The sequence below is a fragment of the Cytobacillus sp. FSL W7-1323 genome (assembly GCF_038595015.1).
Lineage (GTDB): Bacteria > Bacillota > Bacilli > Bacillales > Cytobacillaceae > Cytobacillus > Cytobacillus kochii.
This window is the reverse complement of sequence record NZ_CP151998.1, coordinates 1,467,173-1,487,319: the sequence shown is the minus strand read 5'-3', so window position 1 is coordinate 1,487,319 and position 20,147 is coordinate 1,467,173. Positions and strand designations below refer to the sequence as shown.

17 protein-coding genes are annotated in these 20,147 nt (G+C 35.5%); 2 read left to right on the top strand and 15 right to left on the bottom strand.

Features of this window, described 5'->3' with window-relative positions:
• Positions 1-68: 68 nt before the first annotated feature.
• From MKX67_RS07690 to MKX67_RS07650, 9 genes are all read right to left on the bottom strand, one after another.
• The gene (locus tag MKX67_RS07690) at positions 69-3,065 is read right to left on the bottom strand and encodes an AAA family ATPase (protein ID WP_342489095.1); all 2,997 of its coding nucleotides are present in this window, start codon (positions 3,063-3,065) and stop codon (positions 69-71) included.
• Entirely contained in the window at positions 3,062-4,285 is a 1,224-nt protein-coding gene (locus MKX67_RS07685; RefSeq protein WP_342489094.1) for a DNA repair exonuclease, read from the bottom strand. Before MKX67_RS07685 ends, MKX67_RS07690 begins: the two co-directional genes overlap by 4 nt.
• A gap of 287 nt (positions 4,286-4,572) precedes the next feature.
• Positions 4,573-5,184: a response regulator transcription factor gene (locus MKX67_RS07680; RefSeq protein WP_095369919.1), complete on the bottom strand. Its 612-nt coding sequence runs from the start codon at positions 5,182-5,184 to the stop codon at positions 4,573-4,575.
• A 2-nt stretch (positions 5,185-5,186) separates the two neighbouring features.
• Entirely contained in the window at positions 5,187-6,272 is a 1,086-nt protein-coding gene (locus MKX67_RS07675) for a histidine kinase (protein WP_095369920.1), read from the bottom strand.
• 21 nt (positions 6,273-6,293) lie between these two features.
• Complete coding sequence (locus tag MKX67_RS07670; protein ID WP_095369921.1) at positions 6,294-6,980, bottom strand: ABC transporter permease; 687 nt, start codon at positions 6,978-6,980, stop codon at positions 6,294-6,296.
• Positions 6,981-7,712: an ABC transporter permease gene (locus MKX67_RS07665; RefSeq protein ID WP_233435274.1), complete on the bottom strand. Its 732-nt coding sequence runs from the start codon at positions 7,710-7,712 to the stop codon at positions 6,981-6,983.
• Positions 7,709-8,650, bottom strand: a complete 942-nt coding sequence (locus MKX67_RS07660) for an ABC transporter ATP-binding protein (protein ID WP_322909133.1) — start codon at positions 8,648-8,650, stop codon at positions 7,709-7,711. The genes MKX67_RS07665 and MKX67_RS07660 overlap by 4 nt, the downstream gene beginning before the upstream one ends.
• Positions 8,651-8,894: 244 nt before the next feature.
• Positions 8,895-10,148 carry an ABC transporter permease gene (locus MKX67_RS07655; RefSeq protein ID WP_095369923.1) on the bottom strand — a complete coding sequence of 418 codons (1,254 nt, stop codon included), beginning with the start codon at positions 10,146-10,148 and terminating at the stop codon, positions 8,895-8,897.
• Complete coding sequence (locus MKX67_RS07650) at positions 10,141-11,040, bottom strand: ABC transporter ATP-binding protein (RefSeq protein ID WP_307318332.1); 900 nt, start codon at positions 11,038-11,040, stop codon at positions 10,141-10,143. Before MKX67_RS07650 ends, MKX67_RS07655 begins: the two co-directional genes overlap by 8 nt.
• A 151-nt stretch (positions 11,041-11,191) precedes the next feature.
• Here MKX67_RS07650 and MKX67_RS07645 point away from each other — a divergent pair, with 151 nt between their 5' ends.
• On the top strand, positions 11,192-11,377 hold the full coding sequence (locus MKX67_RS07645; RefSeq protein ID WP_095369924.1) for a YhzD family protein: 186 nt from the start codon (positions 11,192-11,194) through the stop codon (positions 11,375-11,377).
• A gap of 79 nt (positions 11,378-11,456) precedes the next feature.
• Here MKX67_RS07645 and MKX67_RS07640 read toward each other — a convergent pair whose 3' ends face one another.
• The 6 genes from MKX67_RS07640 to MKX67_RS07615 all read right to left on the bottom strand — a co-directional run bounded on the left by MKX67_RS07640 (position 11,457) and on the right by MKX67_RS07615 (position 18,644).
• A complete protein-coding gene (locus MKX67_RS07640) occupies positions 11,457-12,248 on the bottom strand; it encodes an enoyl-CoA hydratase (protein ID WP_095369925.1) in 792 nt (263 codons plus the stop codon).
• A 113-nt stretch (positions 12,249-12,361) separates the two neighbouring features.
• Positions 12,362-13,981, bottom strand: a complete 1,620-nt coding sequence (locus tag MKX67_RS07635) for a long-chain fatty acid--CoA ligase (protein ID WP_307318331.1) — start codon at positions 13,979-13,981, stop codon at positions 12,362-12,364.
• Between the two features lie 179 nt (positions 13,982-14,160).
• Positions 14,161-15,672 carry a coproporphyrinogen III oxidase gene (locus MKX67_RS07630; protein ID WP_095369926.1) on the bottom strand — a complete coding sequence of 504 codons (1,512 nt, stop codon included), beginning with the start codon at positions 15,670-15,672 and terminating at the stop codon, positions 14,161-14,163.
• 219 nt (positions 15,673-15,891) lie between these two features.
• Complete coding sequence (locus MKX67_RS07625) at positions 15,892-16,761, bottom strand: Cof-type HAD-IIB family hydrolase (protein WP_095369927.1); 870 nt, start codon at positions 16,759-16,761, stop codon at positions 15,892-15,894.
• A gap of 304 nt (positions 16,762-17,065) precedes the next feature.
• On the bottom strand, positions 17,066-17,416 hold the full coding sequence (locus MKX67_RS07620) for a YlbF family regulator (RefSeq protein ID WP_095369928.1): 351 nt from the start codon (positions 17,414-17,416) through the stop codon (positions 17,066-17,068).
• Between the two features lie 85 nt (positions 17,417-17,501).
• Positions 17,502-18,644 (bottom strand): DUF445 family protein, encoded by a 1,143-nt coding sequence (locus MKX67_RS07615; RefSeq protein ID WP_307318328.1) that lies wholly within the window; start codon positions 18,642-18,644, stop codon positions 17,502-17,504.
• 142 nt (positions 18,645-18,786) lie between these two features.
• On the opposite strand from MKX67_RS07615, the gene MKX67_RS07610 reads away from it, so the two are divergent.
• Complete coding sequence (locus tag MKX67_RS07610; protein WP_157733751.1) at positions 18,787-20,145, top strand: YheC/YheD family protein; 1,359 nt, start codon at positions 18,787-18,789, stop codon at positions 20,143-20,145.
• Positions 20,146-20,147: the final 2 nt, after the last annotated feature.

The window sequence follows — 20,147 nt, the reverse complement described above, 5'->3', positions numbered from 1 at the left end:
TACACCTGCCTCCTCTAAGTCTTACCTTTAAGTAAAAGTATATCATATCTATCTTAAAGCCTTCATTTTTAAAAGCTTGTTGCTGTTTGTAGTTCACTTAAATCAATCACTTCATCCCCGTTAAAACTTTGCAACATCCCTTTATGACAAGTAAAGAAAATTATCTGCTCCTCTTTACCCCTTAGTACTCGCATTACTTCTTCCAGTCTTTTATGATCAAAGTTCACAAATCCATCATCAATTATAAAAGGGAGCTGATACCGATGGAACACAATTTCTGCCAAGCTCAACCGCAAACTAATATAAAGTTGCTCAGCTGTTGATTGACTTAACGATCTTGGCTCAAAAAACATCCCTTCCTTATGCTCTAATAATAAATGGTCTTTGTCGCTATCATAAAAAATCCGCTTATATTGACCTAATGTTAAATCAGAAAAATACCTCTCAGCTTTCTTTAATATTTTTGGGAATTCTTCTTCTTTAAAGGTGTTTACCGTTTCAGATAGTAAGCTCTTTGCTGTTGCATACACGGCCCATTCCTTTGCCAACTCATTCCATTCTGCTTTTAATTGTTTGTATTTGTGTAATAGTTCAGCATAAATTCCACCTTCTTCTAATTGTTTAATTTCATAAGAAAGATGATGTAGTATTTCTTGTTGCTTGGTTATTCTTTCTTTCTTCGTATCAATGCTTATTTGGTATTCTTTTATTTGTTCTTCTGTCGGTCTTAATTCAACATATTTATTTAATGTCTCTTGTGATAAGTTTGTCATATTTAACTTTAATTTTTCGGTTCGTAGCTCTTCTTTAATGGCTTGCTTCCTTTTAGCAGCCATCCCTTTTTCTTTAAAAGCTATGATTGAAGACACACCTGCTTCTTCTAGTAACGATTGAATATGCTTTTCTCTATTTGCTATTTTCTCGTCTATAATCGTAATATCTGATTGGATTGATTCTCTTATTTCGTTATTTTTTTCAAAGTTTGCAAGTTTGTTTCTTTCTTTATCGATGATATCTTTTAACTGAATCACGCCATCAGCATAAGAGCGTGGTTCGATAACCACTAACGAGAAATAATGAGATAGTTTCTCCTCTATATTAGTAATAGATTGGCTTAAGTCATCCAATTTCGCTTTCTTTATCTTCCTTTTTCTAATCGTGCCCTTCATCTCTTCAATCAATAAGAAGGCATCAAGTAATTGATTTTTCATAGTTGATTTATTTAATTTATATGGCTCGGCAATGAGATCTATCTTACTATCAACTTCTCTCATCTCACCTTCCCACACTTCATATGCGGCAATGATTTTTTCATACTGACTATTGACATAATCTAATCGCCGAGCGTATTCGGCGACTTCGGCTTCTTGCTCTTTATCTCTTTCAATTTGCTGCTTCCATTCATCTACCTGCTCCTTAGCAGCGATGGGCTCTTGTTTTTCTAATACCACTTTTTGTTGTCTTAAATAATCTAATTCATCCTTTATTCCACTAGAGTAGACTGCCTTCTGTTTAAAAAATGAACTAATAAAAGTAATACAGATTCCACCAATCGCTAATGCTTGGATGAGGAATGAAGCTTCAAAGAATCCCCATATGCCAATGAAAATAAATAATAATAAAAGTGAACTTATCTTCATATATTCAATTTTTTGGGATCTCTTATCCTTAGTAATTGCTTGTTTATGTTTCTCTGTGAGCAATTGTATATTGACATTGATTTCAGTTAATCTCTGATGGTGACTTTCCTTTTGCTCAAAAGTAGTGATTTGTTTAAGAATGTTTGCTCTCTCTTCTCTTGATAGTAACTTCTTTCTACTTTCATTTATTTTATTTTCTAATCCATTTAATTCAGTTCTTATAGTCTCCGACTCTTCATCCAATTGTACTTTTCTATCGGACAACCGCGACTTTTTCTTCATTACATTAGAGATAAGTTCTTTTTGAAACATACTCGTATCAAAAGATAAAATCTCTTCGTCAGATATTTGCATATGCAGCTTATCTGACATATGCTGCAATTCTTCCTCCAAAGCTTTTATTTCGAGTTGCCATTCATTCTTCGTCTGCACTTGATTCTCTCTGACAGTATTCAGTTCGCAAACAGCTTCGATTTCTGCTCTATTTTCAAGTATTTGCTTCTGTAATCCTGCATTCATTAATTTTTCGTCAAGGGTACTTCTTTTCATGATGAGTTCATTTCTTTGGTCTTCTAATACTTCCTTACTCTGTTGTATAGCCTCTAATTGCTTTAACCCATCTATTGGAAATTCATCTACGTCTAATTGACTTTCTTCATCTAGTAAACTTAAATAATGAAGATATACTTCCTCAACCGTAAACCACTTCCTTAAAGAGCTTAGCATCGCTTCTAACTGTTCCACTTCTTGTTCAAGTAGTTCGTTATTATAAATTAATTCTTCTTTTTTCTCAGTTCGTTCTTTATAAAGGTTATTCGTTTTTTCCGCTTTTTTTAGATTTTCATATGCTTTTTTTAGCTCTTTTAAACCGCTGTTTAAAACTGGCTTTGTTCCAGATGGCTTAAAACGCAAATCGAGTTGCTTCTGCAAATATTGTTCTGCCTTTAAAATGCCATCTGTTCCAACAACCGCAGAAGAAAATAAAAAATGCCCTAAATCTTCTTTACTAAATGATTGCACATTTTGAATATCAAACAGGTCAAAAGAGAAGATCGCTCGGTATAATGGTTGGTCCATCCCTTGGAGCAATTCCTCTAATAACGTAGAACCACCGCTTCTTCCGGAACTGAGCACAACGTTCACTTCATCCGGTGTTCTTTCCTTTACTCTCTCAATCATTGCTTCATGACCATCTGGTAAAGTGAAAATCAATTTCCCACCATATTGACTACTATTCTTAGGTTTATAATTTCTTTCATTTCCTTTTTTAGATGGAAAACCAAATAACATACTATGAATAAAAGACATCAGTGTTGATTTACCCGCTTCATTTTGCCCGTAAAAACAATGAAAATCGTTTAACTGTTTAATTTTGATATTTTCCCATTTTCCGTAACCATAGATCTCCATACCTTTAAGCTTCATTCGTTCACCCCCTCCACTAATAGTTCAAGTAACAATTGCTTTGCATCTGCAACAATTTCTTTTTGATCTGTTTGTGATATTTCATCTATCCATCGACTTGCTTGTTTATGCCTATATAATGGGGATAATGCCTTCAGTACTATTTCTTCATTTGCAAGATCTAACATTTCTTTATAAAAAGGTGACTGACTTCGTAAACTTTCCTCATCCCACACTAACTGCTTTTTAACTTTTAACTCATTTACCCAAACGAAGGATTGTTGTATTCGTTCAGTTTCTTGGAGAAATTCTATTAATTCACCTGACCTAAAGGCCTTTTCTTCTATTTCACTCATACTCAAGTGTTGTAATTCTAATTTAAGTATAATGGCTTTTCCTTCTCTTCTTTTTGATTCTAACAATTTGATACAATTTGATAATAAAACCTCAAAAGAATTGAATGAACTACAATCAAGGACCACTTCATCCCAAACCACATCATTTGTCTCAATAAATCGCTTCTCGCAAATATGCTCTTGTAATTCTATTAAATAACAACCCTTTATACCTGTTTCCTTTTTATGTCGTCCTTGTATATTCCCTGGATAAATAATTGGCGGCACTGTATTGATTTCAGCTCTTTTATGTATATGACCAAGGGCCCAATAATCAAACTGCTTTTCTATCAAGTCAGAAATCGTAAACGGTGCATAGTTCCCGTGTTCTGTTAATCCTTCCAAATTGCCATGTAAAATGCCGATATGATAACCAGCCGCTTCTTCTTTCTGATAAAGCTGAACCATTCTTTCATCGACATGTCGTTCTTTGTAACTAAAGCCATAAAGATGAATAATTGTATCGTTTTTTTTAAATCTAGTTACTTCTGGTATTTCACCAAAAATAAATACATTCTCTGGCATCGTTAATTTAATCCACTCTCCACCTAGATGATCATGGTTACCATGAACAATAAATGCACGAATTCTAGCCTTATGTAAACGTAACATCTGTTCTCGCAAGATGTTTTGTGCTTTTATACTCCGATCACTTGCATCATATAAATCTCCCGCTAAGATAACAAAATCAACTTTTTCACTTATTGCAACATCAATGAGCTTAATAAATGAACGGAATGTACTTTCCTTTAACCGCTCAAATATGAAGTCGGGTAAGTCTTTTAATCCCACCATCGGGCTGTCTAAATGTAAATCTGCAGCATGAATAAATTTGATAGGCTCCATTTTTTATCCCTCTTACATTTTTCTTTTATTTTAACGCAAACCAAAAGCGAATGCACGTTCTTACTTGGTCGATTGTAGAATTAAAAATGTTCAATTTTAATGAAGGGATTAGACGACTCAGCTCCGTCACCATAATGGTAGTTTCGACCTTTATATCAACTTGCTAAATTCTATTAAGAAATATTCGTTTTTTATCGCATAAGAAAAACCGGACTCATCTCCCGGTTTTGTTTAGATAATAATCAACTGCTTTTCTCTACATGCGGTGTAAGATTCGAGTTGACACCCTATTTTTGCCGTTGCCAATAGTAAATGGCTAGTTGTGTACGATCGCGTAGCTCCAGTTTATCAAGAACAATAGAAAGAACATTACGTACGGTTCCTTCACTTAAATAAAGCTGCTTCGATATTTCTTTATTCGATAAACCTTCCACCACAAGTTCCATTACGTCTTTCTCCCTTTCGGTTAATGCCCAGAACCCATCTGACTTATTTTGTAGCACAAGTTTATCAAGTACTTCCGGAGTAAGAACCCTCGCATTTGATCCGATTGCACGAATCTGTTTGGCCATATCTTTAATTTTACTAGATTTTATGATGTAGCCCTCAGCACCTGCTTTTAAAGCAAGCCGAATATTCATTTCGTCTTTAAAGGTTGTCAACATCATTATTTTAATATGTGGCCAGTTTCTTTTTATAACCTTGGTACTTTCAATTCCATTCAACACCGGCATTTGGATATCCATTAGAATAACATCTAGCTGCACTTTCTCACAAAAAGAAATCGCTTCACTTCCATTTTCGACCACACCAACAATTTTTATATCTTCTTCTTTATCGAGAAGTAATTGTAAGCTCTGACAAATTAAACGATCATCATCCACAATTAATATATCCATAGCTACTTCCCCCTTCTCTGTAAAGGTAAAACACATACGAGCAAGTACCCATTTTGACGATCAATTGTAAAGCTTCCTTTTAACATTCTTGCCCTTAATTGTAAACTTCTTAGTCCACTTCCGTTCACTGATTTTTGGGTATTGGTACCGTTATCATGGATTTTCAACCTTACAAGTGTTTCAGTAATATCAAGTTCAACTTTCGTTTTCGTCGCATTACTATATTTACTTACATTTGTAATAGCTTCCTTAAGACACGCTTCCAACATCACCCAAGATTGAGAAGATACATTTTCAACATTTCCATTATATTGAAAATCGATGAGTAATGGCTCTGAATCTACTACGATTCTTTGCAACCTATCAACACCTATATAAGTAACTGGTGTGAGATTATGAACTGTATTTCTTAATCTCGTTGTACTCCTCGAAAGCCTGATTTTCACCTGTTCCAGAAGGGTGTGTGCTTGATTTTTATTTTCTACTTGTTCATATGCTTGAATAGCTAGAAGGGCACCTGTTAAATCATGCCCCAGGTGGTCATGCAGTTCTCTTGATATCCGATTTCTCTCCTTCAGTTCTGCTGCCTTTTCCACCTCAAAATAAGCTTCTAAAAGCTCCATTTTGATCTGTTCAAGCTCATGCTTTTCTTTTCTTTCCTTGTCTAAAGCCTTTTCTAGTTGCTTACGTTCTTTCATTGACTGATAAGTGAAGCTTCCTACTAATACTGTGAGTAAACTATACCAGATCAAAGTCATATCAAAGGCAGAGTAAGCAATCATGAAAATCGTCATTGGGAAAACCAACCACCACTTTCCGACTATTGCTGCTTCGAAAATAGCGATGGCTAAACCGTATAGGGCAAACGGAAAATATGGAATGAAAACGATACAGAGGACTATTTCAATAAGAAAACTCCATTTTGGTATAGAAAATCTTATACGTATGCTCATAACAATGAGCAAAAGCAGGATAAAAACAATTGCCTCAAAGCCAGCAGTACTTGTGAGCCAAAGATGTGCTAGGATAAGTAATTGTACTATTCGCCAAAATATCACAAATCTGAAATATCGCTCGTACACTCTCATATGCACACCTCTCCTCAGCTATCAATGCAATTTTTTCGCACTTCCTGTAATTAAAAATAAAAACATATACAAAATAAGCATTCCATTCACAAGCAGAAACTCCTTCAGTTCGCCACCAAAAACAATCCAATCTATACCCCAAGCTAGCCAAAAAGTCGGCAAAATAATCGCTATTTTTTGTAATAATTCAGGTAACAACTCGATTGGAATCAAGACACCACCGATTAAAGCAATTATACTGATAATCGACATAAAAATTAACATGGATATTTCTTTATTACGAAAAAATGAAATCCACATTAGTGCAAAGGCAATCGATGCCATACTAAATGTAATAAATAAAATGAGTAACCAAAAGGGCTGGTAAAGTTCTTTCCCAATTAATACGCCTCCATAAACTAAAATCAGACATTGTAATATTAAAATGAAAAAATATGCTAGCAAATTTTGTGCTAGATAACTAAAATGACTGATGGGGGCAATTGATACCTTTTTAGCAATTCCTCTCATTCTATCTTCTAAAATTAATCCAGAGAGCTTCAAACTAATAAACAAAATAAAAATACCAAAATATTGATATCCGTATGGAAGATGTGGCCAATACTCTCCTGATGGCAGAAAGATCGCAACAACTGGGAAGAGAAATAGAATCAACAAACTTGTTTTATTTGCAATACTTCTCTTCAGTACAAAGTGGAAAACAGTCATTTAAATCTTCCTCCTACCGAGCACAAACACAATAATAAAAGTAATTACAATTCCTACTCCTAACCGAAACATATAAATATAAGCATCAGGAAATAAATTGCTTTGTGCATAGCCAATTGCATTAGCAGCTAACAATAGAGGATTAAGGTATTCATTAATGAATGTGATAACCGTATAATCAGGAATTGGAAAAAACAACCCTGCCAACACAATACATCCAATTCCATATACTTCACTTAACCGTTCTGCTAATTTAAAGTTCTTTACTGCAAAAATAAGAATTAAACTTACAAGGCTTGATAGTACAGCCAATAAGCCAATGATGTACATTACCCAAAATCCATTTCCCCACTCCACCTTTAAGCCTATTCCTGTAAATAGAAATAACAAAAAACCCAGAAAAATGGAATATAACATGCCACATAATGAGATTGAGAGAGCATAAAAAGGTCGGCTAATCGGCGCCACCATTAAACGTTGCCGTCTTGGAGAAAATAAATCATCTTGAATATGGGCAATCACGATTGAACCGCCAAACAATTGAAACACGAGTGTCATTAACTGTGCTGTATCATAGAACGCAGGATCACCGTATTGATTTTTTAAGTCTCCTAATACGAAATAAAAAATGGTAATAAGGATAATCGGAACAACTAAGAGCAGCAATAGCGTAATATAGTCTCTACTCATTCGAATCACTGTATAAGGAATGGTTCTTAGGACACGCATCATGCACTACCTCCATCCCTTAAGGTTCTTCCAGTCAAAGTTAAGAAAACATCCTCTAAATTTGCTTTTTCTACATTAATGCCGACAACACCAGAGTCCTCTTTTATAATCGTTAAAATACGATCAAGGTGTCCTGAATTAGCAGAAGACACAACCAAAATTTGATTCCCATCTTTAATGACTTGTTTTACATCTGGCAGTGCCTGAATACTCTCCAAAGAGACTTCTTCAGGATGACTTACTTCTACCTTGATTCTCTCTTCATGCTGAATGTTTCGAATCAAATCTTGAACTGTTCCTCTTGTAATGATTTGCCCTTTATCTAATATCACAACCTCTGATGCAATCGCCTCAACCTCTTCCATATAATGCGTTGTATATAGAATAGTCGTTCCGTTTCTTTGTAATTTCTTTACAGCTTGCAAAATATGGTTTCGCGATTGAGGATCTATCCCCACCGTCGGCTCATCCATAATTAAAAACTTAGGATCATGAACTAAGGAACATGCAATATTCAGCCGCCTTTGCATTCCTCCAGAAAAATTTTGTGCCCTTCCCTTTGTATGTTCTGCTAATCCAACAAACGCTAAGGCCTCTGCCACCCTTCTTTTTCTCATTTCCCCTTTTAACCCGTAAATTCCGGCAAAAAAGTTCGCATTCTCCTGTGCTGTTAATTCTGGAAAAATCGATATTTCCTGCGTGACTAAACCAATTTTTTCTTTGTTTTTATTCTGAAATGGTTTTTTTCCATCCCCAAATAACGTAACATTCCCTTGATTAACTGTCTCCATTCCTGTTAGGCATCTAATTAATGTTGATTTTCCCGCTCCATTAGGACCGAGTAAACCAATAATTTGACCCTCATTTATATCCAAATCAATGTAGTCCAACACTAGTTTCGAATCATAACGTTTCACAATCCCATTTAGTGAGGCAATCATCCGCTCACACCCTTTCGCCTTGTTAGTGTAAGTATGTCAAGAAAGGCAAAAAGCAAATAGTTACATTTGTCATTAATTTGTTTTATTTCACTGCCTCTTCTTCAATAAAGGGGGAAAGTTGTTACGAACCGATAAATAAACATTAGCAGAGCCGGCAGATTAATGTTCACTACTACATTTATCAATTCTTTTTTGCTAAAAAAGCTTCTCCATACACAAGTATGAGAAGCTTGAATGTAAATACTTATTTTTCTTTCTTCGTTAATTGAATCGCTTTTTTAATATCTTTATACGAAGATGAGCGACCATACATTAAGACACCGCCGCGATACACTCGTGCACCGAATATCGCCAAAATAATTGTTGTCACAATAAGAACGGCCATGCCTAATATTGGTTCCCATACCGGCAATGAAAGCATTCCTACTCTTAAGAACATCAGCATTGGCGTGAAAAAAGGAATATAAGAGGCAATAGTAATAAAAGTTGTATCTGGGTTAGATAGACCATACATTGAGAGTAAAAAGCCCACAACTACTAACATCGTCATTGGCATAATCATTTGTTGAACATCCTCAATCCGACTAACTAAAGACCCAAGAAAGGCGGCTAGGGTCGCATATAAAAAATAGCCTAATAAGAAAAAGATGGCTGCATAAACCAATATACCAAGAGATAAGTTGCTAAACCCAAACGCTTCGAACCAGCCACCTTCAAGCTTAGACATGCTTTCTCTCAATGCAATAAAACCAATGGAACCTAATATCAGCATTTGTGTCACACTCAAGAGAGCGATTCCGAGTATCTTAGCAAACATTTGCTGAACAGGTGGGGTACTTGATATAAGAATTTCCATGATTCTAGATGACTTTTCAGTTGCCACTTCATTAGCAATCATACTCGCATACATGATGACAGCAAAATAAATTAAAAATAAGACCACATAAACAAGACCTCTTGCCTGACTTAATTCTTCTTGAGACTTGGCATTTTCCTCAAGTGCAGTCGTCTCAAACGATACAGGTGCATACAATGTTTGCAATTGCTCTGGTGATAAATTTATACTCTCTGCAGTTAATTCTGTCTTTATTTGCTGCAAAGCTGTTTGCAATAAGCTAGAGATAGTAGTATCAGCTATACTCAAAGATTTATATTCACCGCTAATGAGATTTTCACCGTTAGAAGTTAAGTAAAGTGCACCTGTAAATTCCCCAGATATTACCTTCTCGTCCACTTCAGCTTCTGACTGTTGTACACTTTCTAATATGACTTCCTCTGATGTATATGCCTCTATACGTTCTATTGCTTGGATGGAACTGTTTGTTTCATCTATCACTGCCACTTTCGGTGTTTCTTCATTTGAAAAAGCATCGATAATAGTTGTAATATTGGCTAACAGCACAAATAAAAGTGCCGTAATAATTGTCGTAATAAGAAAAGACTTTGTTTTTATTTTTGTCCAATACGTATGCCATAGAATTGTCCAAAAATTACTCATAAGAAGCACCTGCCTTTTCGATAAAGATGTCATTTAAAGATGGTTCTTCAAGCATAAATTTGCGAATAAATCCTTTGCCAACAATATCCTTTAGTATATCGTCCGCTGCCAATTCATTTTCAATTTGCAGATGCACCCCTTCTGTCGTCATTTTAAATTTCTTCACCGCAGGATGGTCTTGTAAAAAAGCCATTGAAAAATCACCATGAATGATTAATGTTTTTTTTCCATAAGAACGCTTAATTTCCTTCAATTCACCATGTACGACTGGCCTACCTTTTTGCATGATACAAAGATGCTCACATAACTCCTCAACATGTTCCATACGGTGGGAAGAAAACACGATTGATGTACCACTATTTTTCAAGTCTACAACTGCGTCTTTTAGCAGCTCTACATTTACTGGATCTAGCCCACTAAATGGCTCATCAAGAATCAATAGCTTAGGTTTATGTAAAATACTAGATATAAATTGTATCTTTTGTTGATTCCCTTTTGATAACTCCTCTACTTTTTTTGTTTTGTAATCAGGTACTTTAAAGCGATCAAGCCAGTTGTCTAACTCCTTCAAGGCAGATTGTTTATCCATCCCTCTTAGCCGTGCTAAGTAAACAAGTTGTTCTCTCACTTGTAATTTTGGATATAACCCACGCTCTTCAGGTAAATAACCAATCTGACCACTCACTGAATAATTAATGGGTTTACCTTGCCAAGTGATGTTTCCTTTGGTTGCATCAATTAACCCTAAAATCATTCGAAAAGTAGTCGTCTTTCCAGCACCATTCGCTCCTAAAAAACCAAACATTTCCTTTTCAGGTATTTCTATAGATATATCATCTACTGCGGTAAATTGACCAAACTTCTTCGTAACATTTTCTAATTTTAAAGACATATAAATTCTGTCCCTCCCTTTCATTTATTTACGATATAAAACTAAAAAAGATTCATTAAATAAGTATGTTTCTTTTTGCAAGATTGATGGAATTATGCCAAAATATAATTAAATATCGGAATATTCAACTACATTACAAGGAGTCTTTATGATGAAAACTTATAAATTAACGGCATTCGAACCAACTGGTGAAAAAATTCTTGATGAATCATTCGAATCAGCAAATGATCAAGAAGCCAAGGTGACCGGAGAAAACCTCCTGAAAGAAAAAGGATTAGAAGAGAAAACACATCGTTGCTCATCTCCAGCAGGAAAGCTTATATTATTTCACCGATAGACCTCAGGTTATACTATACACCACGTATCAAATAAAGACACGCATGTTTCTGATAAAACATGCGTGTCTTTCATTCCTGTTATTTCCCTGTGAATCGAGGCTGCCTTTTTTCAATAAAAGCGTTTATGCCTTCTTTATGATCAGATGTTTTCCTCATTTGTGCTTGACCACTTTTTTCGAGCTCTAATAATTTTAACAATAATGGGCGATTCTTATCTGTCAGTATTTTTTTTGTTTTAATCATCGCAAGGATTGGAAGATGACTCAGATGGTACACTTTTTTATTTACTGCTTCGTCAAGATCATCACCTACGACTTCATGAACAAGTCCTCTCTCCCATGCTTCTTCAGCTGTCATCGGTTTCCCTTCCCATATGAGGTGCTTTGCTTGGTCGGGCCCTAACTTACTTTCAAGGAAAAAGTGGGAACCACCGTCCGGGATTAACCCTATACCAATAAAGTTCATCGCTAATTTACTATCCTTATGAGCATAAATGAAATCGGTAGCTAAAGCTAAACTTAATCCGAGCCCTGCAGCTGCACCTTTTATTGCGCTAATGGTGATTTTAGGCATACTATACAATGTAACAACTAACTCATTAATCGCATCCATCACAACGGGGAAATCGTTTTCATTCGCATCCATCAGCATCGTTTTAATGTCTCCGCCTGAAGAAAATGCTCTACCCGCCCCTTTCAGAACAACGATATCTATTTCTTCTAAATTACTTAGCTCTTTCATTACAGCAGCAAGCTCATGAATCATTTCCACATTTAGTGCATTTAATGACTCTGGCCGGTTCATTTCTACATGCGCTACTCTTCCCTCAATCGAATAATTAACGGTCTTTGTATCAAAATCAAGCGCCATTCATTTTCCTCCTTAAGTTTGGATACCTCTATTATAAATAAAATATTTTTTATTTTCCAAATATAATTGAATTTTTTTACTAGAAAATGAATGACTGTTCATATTGAAAATAATTACTGATTAATTTTATCCATTTGATATTTCTCTCGTAAATCACGTTTTAAAAATTTCCCTACAGATGTTTTGGGAATTTCATCAATAAAAATGACATCATCAGGAATCCACCATTTTGCAAATTGAGCGCTTAATGACTGAAGCACTTCTTCAGCAGTCACTTTCCCTTTGTATTGTTCATGTAATACAACATAGGCTAATGGACGCTCTTGCCACTTTTCACTCGGAATACCAATAACAGCAGCTTCAAAAATGGCTTCATTAGCCATGAGCGCATTTTCTATGTCAACAGAAGAAATCCACTCTCCACCACTTTTTATTAAATCCTTCGTGCGATCAACAATTTTCAAAAGTCCTTCTTCATCAATGGTGACAACATCACCCGTATGAAGCCAGCCATCTTTAAAACTCGAGGCAGTCCGCTCATCATTATAATATTCGGTTACAATCCACGGACCTCTTAAGCAGAGCTCGCCCATCTGCTTTCCGTCCCACTCCACTTCAATCCCTTTTTCGTCAATCACTTTCATTTCTAATCCCGGAACCAATAATCCTTGCTTGCTTCTTAACTCCAGTTTCTCTTCAAAATCTATATTTTCTTGATAGCTTTTTAGATTGGAGACAGTTGCGAGTGGACTTGTTTCTGTCATTCCATAAGCATGAAGAAACGGTATCTTATACTTTTCTTCGAACACTCTAATCATGCCTTTTGGTGCAGCAGATCCGCCACACAGAATGCTTCTTAAAGAACTTAAATCATATTTTTTCGCTTGCAATTCCTTCAATAATCCAAGCCAAATAGTTGGTACACCTGCAGTAATAGTAATCTTATATTCTTCTATTAGTTCGGCAATTAATTTAGGCGTAAATGCAGGCCCAGGCATGATCAATTTTGTGCCAAACCACACCCCTGCAAAAGGTAAGCCCCATGCATTGACATGAAACATCGGGACGATAGGTAGGGCAATATCTTTTTCACTTACACCAACACTATCCGCTAAACCTAATGCTAAGCTATGGAGCACAATTGCCCGGTGAGAGTAAATGACGCCTTTAGGATTTCCGGTGGTCGCCGATGTATAACACATCCCTGCCGGGTCATTTTCATCTAGATCATCAGGATATTGATAATTGGGATCTGCCTCTTCTAGTAGACTTTCATAATTATATGCTGGAGATAAAGTTGTAGTTGGAGGTTCCTTATGGTCACTCATAATGATAAATGCTTTTACATTGGAAAGTTCGTCTCTACATTGTTCAATTAATGGAACTAACTCTTCATCTATGAGGAGAATTTTATCTTCTGCGTGATTAATAATATAGGTGATATGCTGAGATGAGAGTCTAATATTAATTGTATGCAACACCGCTCCACTACAAGGAATCGCAAAATATGCTTCCAGATGGCGGTGATGGTTCCAGGCAAATGTCCCTACCTTCTCCCCTCTTTTAATACCAAGCCTTTGTAAACTTGAAGCAAGTCTTCGTGTTCGTTCTGCCATTTCCTTATACGTAAATGTTTGAATACCACCTGCTGTTCTAGATACAACCTCTTTTTTTGCGAAAAACGTTTCTGCTCTTTTTATCATCTGTGCCATCGTCAAAGAAGAATGATTCATCACCAATCGCCTCCCTTTTAGTAACCGTTTACATTATCATAGATGTTTATGCGCTTTTGTACCTATTACATTCTTGTTTTTTTAATAAAATCCTCTATTAAAGTTGCCATAATTAAATCTAGTCTATTTTCACAAACAAAAAAGCTGCACCTTTAACCAAGGTACAGCTCACATTAAGCTTATATAGACTTTGCCTCAATATTAAAGAGCTCATTTAACATAGCTATTTTTTTATCCGTGTATTCAACAAAACTTTCATTGTAGGATTTAGGGTCTTTCGGATTTGCAAAATGAGTAATTTTACCTGTTTCAGGATGGATAAACTTACTTGCTGCCCCGCAGCCAATTCCGATAATCGTTTGCATTTCTTCCATAATCATAATATTGTAAAGACTTTCTTGTTTCGGTAACGCATAGCCAACGTTTTCTAAATTTCCTAAAATATTTTTTTGACGATATAAATAGTAGGGCTCATAATGATGATCAGCCGTCCACTCTTCTGCCATATTCATCATTCTTTCTGCTTCTTCACGATCTGCAACCTTATATTTCTGCCGGTTCTTTGTCATTTCAGAAGCTCTTTTAAAAGATAATGTATGAACAGTCAGTGACTCGGGTAGTAATTGCTTTGTTTCATTTAATGAGTGTGCAAACTCTGTTGTGCCTTCATTTGGTAAGCCAATGATTAAATCCATATTAATATTGTTCATACCCATACTTCTCGCCAGGTGGAACTTATCGATTGTTTCCTCAACCGTATGATGCCTCCCAATCGCTTTTAACGTTTCCTGCGTATATGATTGTGGATTGATACTGATACGATCAATATTCCATTTTTTTAATACATTTAACTTATCTGCAGTAATCGTATCCGGTCTACCTGCCTCGACCGTTATTTCCCGAATGTGACTCACATCTGGAAACGACTCATACATTTCTTCATATAGAAGGTCCATTTCCTCTGCTGTAATACTTGTTGGCGTACCTCCACCATAATATACGGTTGTTACTTTGATGTCATTTTCCTTTAACCATTCTCCCATATGTCTGATTTCATAATGCAGCCCAGCTAAGAAGGAATCGACTCTACCTTGTTTACCACCAATTGCATAAGCAGGAAATGTACAATAAGCACATTTTGTTGGGCAAAAGGGAATGCCGATATAGATACTGACTTCTTTTTTTAAATCATAAAGGTCAGGAATCGCCGTTAATTGTCGTGCAACGATTTTTTCCATTAGATTAATTTTTTCATCTGAAATCAAATAATCTTTTTTCAAAGCTTGATGAGCATCTTCCTTACTACTTCCAGACATCATATGACGATGATAAAGCTTTGTTGGCCTTATCCCTGTTAATATGCCCCATTTCTGCACAATACCTGTCCAATCTTGTAAAACAGTTAAATACACATGGGAAGCTGCATACTTTAATTGATTAAAGAATTCCTTTTCTGTCTCAAACGCCTTAAGATTCTTTCTATAGTTAGCGGTATAGACTTCTTCCTCGCTTGTAGTAAGCTGAACACTCATGTTAATCTCTTCACTTACTTCATAGTGGAAAGATATAACTACATCTGCACCCTCATGTTTATCAAGTTTTACAGAGCATTCTTCAAAAAATAAATTACCAATTAACTGCAATGGTCTTATATAACGGTTATCATTCAAACCTAAAATAGATATATTCATTGTTAATCACCTTTATACTTTCTCTTGATCAAACTTCTTTAAGTTTACAAAAAAAAGACCTTACGGGTCAATCTCCATTCACAGGTCGTTTGTATTTTAGTATATCAGTTTGTTAGCTATATTTGGCATATGCTGCTAAAAGCCCCCCCCTTAAATTAAGGAATACGAATAAGAAGCTTTGAAGGTAGTAACCGTTCTACCACCTTCAGAGCTTCTACCTTACTTCAAGAGATTCATTTTCCTTAAAAATTGGATAGGATGTTGTTTGCGGAAATGCTCTTTTACCATATATGTTACACCATGTTCATCATTTGTTCTTGTTACCCAATCAGCTTGCTTTTTTAAGACATGAGGGGCATTCCCCATCGCTACACCTAAACCCGCACCTTCAATCATCTGCAAATCATCATAGCCATCTCCAATGGCTACAATTTCTTGCGGTGCAATACCAAGTTCCTTACTTAATCTCAGTAAACCATTCCATTTGGATACACCATAAGGGACAATATCTAAACGAGAGTCATTTAGTTGGGTAATAGCAATTTCCTCATCATACATGACATCTAATGCTTTTTTGGCATGTATAAGATCATTGGTATTTTCAAAGTAAATTTCAATTTTTGGTGGTTTAACTGGATCTTCTAGCAAATTTTCACTCAGAGACTCAACAAACTGGTGGGAATAAAAAACAGGATCACCTGTTGAGAACACCGTTTTAGCGAGGATATTATTATTTGTTTTTGTCTTATTTGCTAGTGAAAACTTTTCATGCACAAGTCTTATTTGACAAGGGAATCCTTCTAATAAGCGTACAATATCAAAGGTTACTTCTTTTTTGATGCGTTTTACTTCAATTGGTTGTTCCAATTTATCCGCTGTATAAGCTCCAGCTGATGTTACAAGGATGGAATTTAATTTTAATGCTTTAGCCACTTTCTTAGCCGATGGAAAACTTCTTGCTGTTACTAACGTCACATAAATTCCCTTTTGCTGGACGTATTCGATTGCTTCCTTTGTTGATTTATGCAGCCTTCCATTACTTTGAAGAAGGGTACCATCAATATTTATAGCTAAGAGACGATAAATCATCTTTTTGCCCCCTATTCTGGATGAAAATTGTCCTTATGACACTTTTATGTACCCGCAACAGAAAATAGAACAGGAAGAATAGAGATAAAGAAGTCTGTTCTCTTTGCGTTTTAAACATAGTTACGTTTCCTGCCGTTCCTTAATCTTTTTTTATCAAAATTCCGCGACATTTGTATTTGTATATAAGCCGTCACATCCTTAAGAAGGCATGAGGTTTTTACACCTGCACGAAAAAAAGCACAACTTTGCTATTGAAAGCAAGGTTGTGCTTTTATGAAATAGAACCAAGTCTATTACTCATGAATTACTCGGCTGCACCGTATAAATCTTCGAGAGGCTTCATGATTGTTTTATTTAAGTCTGTGATAACTTCACTCATTTTTTGTTCATCGGCCATAAGTTTAGAAATCAGTTCGTGTTGTTGTACAAGGGCAACTGTTTTTTGCGCTTGATCCACTTCTTCTTGTGTAATTTCTTGACCAGACATTTGCTTCTGTTGTAACTGAATTTGAATATTTCTAAAGTTATCAAACATCGATTTAGCTGATGGATCTGCATTCACCTTATCATAAGAATCCTTTAAGCTTTGATATTCATTGCTTTCACGGATTGCTTTTTCTAATTCGATTGCTGCGTCTTGTAAATTATTTGCCAAATTGAACACTTCCTTTTCATAGACTTCCACCACTATAACAGACAATGGAAGTAAAATCGAGGAAAAACCTATAAAATATAAGGATTTATAATATCCATATGGCAGTAATACCTTGAAACACACCTACTAGACCACCCAGTAAGGCTCCAAGAAATGTAATCATTCTTAATTCCTTATTAATAATCGAGAACACCATTTGCTCTAACCTTTCAACAGAAAATGAGTCTACCTGTTCTTTTACAATTTCATTAAGCTTCATTTTTTCCATTAAAACAGATATTCTATCAGCTAATAACTTACTTATTCCTACTGTTGCTTTCGGGATAAGTTCAGTAATAATATAAGGTCTTATTGTTGCTGTTAGTTGACTAATTGGCATTTGAAATATTTCATGAACTTGAACAAATCGAAACACAGTCTGCTTTATGAATGGAAGGAGGTTATCTCTTCCTATTTTATCTTCAAACTCAGCAATATTTTTATCTAATAATTTTCGCCATTCTTTTCTAAGGAGTGATGTTAAAAGCTCATCTGTTCCAGGATGATTTAAGAATTTTACGATTTCAGGTTGTAGTTTTTCCCCTAATTTCACATTGCCTAAAAACATTTGTAGCATACTTTTAATCATGCCACTTCGTTTTTGGACAAAATCATCGGCCATCCTTTGAATACTTTCTTTTCCTTCTTCACTTGCGAAATAATTCTTTGCTGATTGCACAATCCAATTGCTTAGTTGAGGCAACTGTTCCTCCACTTTACCTACAAGTTTTTGTGGCAAGATTTCTTTCATTGCTACATCTTGATTTGTACGCATCCAATTCTCATATTTCACCTCTAAAAACGCACCAATCTTATCCTCAGCCATTTTTGCAGGTTCATTTATATCTATTTGTTCCAACAGATGCTCTAACGTTTTTTCTGTTTTCAATTTCTTTTCTACTTCTACCACGGCAAATTGTGTCAGCATTGTTTGAAAACGCTCATTTTGTAGTTTCTTTTGTATCCCTTCTGGTGTTAACAAATGATTTATGACAAGCTTACCCATTTGTTCGGCCATCTCACCTCTACGTTTAGGAATCAACCCTGGTGTAAAAGGAAGACGCCATTTCCCAATATAAATCGCTCTATAAGGCTTAAATATCATTTTAATAGCTAAATAATTTGTAACTCCTCCAATGATGGCACCAGTAGCAACCATCATTAGTAGGGTCGTAAAAATTTCTTTCATTCCGCTCTCTACCTTTCTTCTTTCACCAAATTCTTTGTGCAATCGCACCAATTTATCTTGCCATTCATAAGATAGCGTATCAGCATTCGCCTAGATTTTATTATATAATTACTCGCTTCTTGCGGGCAAATGGGGATTAATGATGACACGATATACAAACATTAAAATGAGAGTACTTCCGTATGAAAATAAGATGGTTCTAGAGCTCAACCCAGCATTAGCAGAACATTTACTAATTTCTAATGAGGAACATATCCGTTTATCATTAGGGCAAAAACAATTAACCATTCGCCTCATTTATCGTCAAGTAGATGAAAAGGAACTGTTCATTAGTCAATCTGTATTCGATTATTTCAATATACCATTTGAAGGGCACCTCATGCTTGTTAATTATATTGTTCAAAGCAAGGTATTGTCACTCGGGCCAATTATTGCTATCATGACTGACTTTTTTGAAATGGGAGATCAATCTCCTCCACATTTTCGCACCATCCATCAATTTTGCCATGAAATCAATCAAACTGTTGAGCTTTTAGGAGGAATTGCTTATGTTTGTCATCCCAAAGATATTAAAGAAACTGAAGTCCATGGTTATATAAATATCGAGGGTGAATGGAAGAAACAACTACTGCCACTTCCTGATGTTATTTATAACCGCGTTCACTCTAGAAAGATTGAAAGCTCACCTAGCTTTGCAAACCTTAAAAATTTGCTATATAAAAATGCCATCCCTTTTTTTAATGAACAATTTTTATCAAAGAAAGATGTATATGATTTCTTATTCGACGAAACTCATTTACGTACCTATTTACCAGAAACAGAAGATTATTCAAAAGAAAAGTTACTTTATTTTATAGAAAAGTATCCATCTATCTTCATAAAGCCCGTAAATGGAAGTCAAGGGAAACAAATTATTCACATACGTAAAAATAAAGATATGTACGCCGTTGGTTACTCATCAGGGAAAAAGGCAAAAACAAGCCACCCATTCCATCATCTTGATAGCTTCATATCGCAATTCGAGAAAGAGCATAGAACAAGTAACTATATTATCCAAGAAGGCATACCGCTCATTCAACTCAACAATAGACCGATTGACTTTCGCATTCTTTGTCATAAAAATAGGCAAAACATTTGGAAAGTTACCTCTGCTGTAGCCCGAATCTCTAATGCAGAACAATTTGTATCTAATCTTGCCCAAGGAGGGGAAATGAGAAAACCACTAGCACTGCTAACTACACTATTTGATAAAACCACCGCAATACAAATATTAGCATTAATGAAAGAAATTTCAATAGAGCTATGCACGATGATTGATCAAAAAACATTTGGCCTATATGGTGAACTTGGCATTGATATGGGCGTTGATTATGAGGGGCATTTGTGGATGATTGAAGCAAACTCTAAACCATCTAAGCAAATTGATGGTGAATTCAATCAGATCAGACCTTCTGCAAGAGCACTTGTAGAGTATTGTACTTTTTTAGCTTTTTCAACATAACA

Excerpts from the sequence above, each read along its gene's own strand:
- MKX67_RS07665 (WP_233435274.1), bottom strand. The coding sequence starts at position 7,712 with ATGATGCGTGTCCTAAGAACCATTCCTTATACAGTGATTCGAATGAGT.
- MKX67_RS07670 (WP_095369921.1), bottom strand. The coding sequence starts at position 6,980 with ATGACTGTTTTCCACTTTGTACTGAAGAGAAGTATTGCAAATAAAACA.
- MKX67_RS07645 (WP_095369924.1), top strand. The coding sequence starts at position 11,192 with ATGAAAACTTATAAATTAACGGCATTCGAACCAACTGGTGAAAAAATT.
- MKX67_RS07610 (WP_157733751.1), top strand. The coding sequence starts at position 18,787 with ATGACACGATATACAAACATTAAAATGAGAGTACTTCCGTATGAAAAT.
- MKX67_RS07655 (WP_095369923.1), bottom strand. The coding sequence starts at position 10,148 with ATGAGTAATTTTTGGACAATTCTATGGCATACGTATTGGACAAAAATA.
- MKX67_RS07650 (WP_307318332.1), bottom strand. The coding sequence starts at position 11,040 with ATGTCTTTAAAATTAGAAAATGTTACGAAGAAGTTTGGTCAATTTACC.
- MKX67_RS07640 (WP_095369925.1), bottom strand. The coding sequence starts at position 12,248 with ATGGCGCTTGATTTTGATACAAAGACCGTTAATTATTCGATTGAGGGA.
- MKX67_RS07660 (WP_322909133.1), bottom strand. The coding sequence starts at position 8,650 with ATGATTGCCTCACTAAATGGGATTGTGAAACGTTATGATTCGAAACTA.
- MKX67_RS07635 (WP_307318331.1), bottom strand. The coding sequence starts at position 13,981 with ATGAATCATTCTTCTTTGACGATGGCACAGATGATAAAAAGAGCAGAA.
- MKX67_RS07680 (WP_095369919.1), bottom strand. The coding sequence starts at position 5,184 with ATGGATATATTAATTGTGGATGATGATCGTTTAATTTGTCAGAGCTTA.
- MKX67_RS07675 (WP_095369920.1), bottom strand. The coding sequence starts at position 6,272 with ATGAGAGTGTACGAGCGATATTTCAGATTTGTGATATTTTGGCGAATA.
- MKX67_RS07685 (WP_342489094.1), bottom strand. The coding sequence starts at position 4,285 with ATGGAGCCTATCAAATTTATTCATGCTGCAGATTTACATTTAGACAGC.
- MKX67_RS07690 (WP_342489095.1), bottom strand. The coding sequence starts at position 3,065 with ATGAAGCTTAAAGGTATGGAGATCTATGGTTACGGAAAATGGGAAAAT.
- MKX67_RS07630 (WP_095369926.1), bottom strand. The coding sequence starts at position 15,672 with ATGAATATATCTATTTTAGGTTTGAATGATAACCGTTATATAAGACCA.
- MKX67_RS07625 (WP_095369927.1), bottom strand. The coding sequence starts at position 16,761 with ATGATTTATCGTCTCTTAGCTATAAATATTGATGGTACCCTTCTTCAA.
- MKX67_RS07615 (WP_307318328.1), bottom strand. The coding sequence starts at position 18,644 with ATGAAAGAAATTTTTACGACCCTACTAATGATGGTTGCTACTGGTGCC.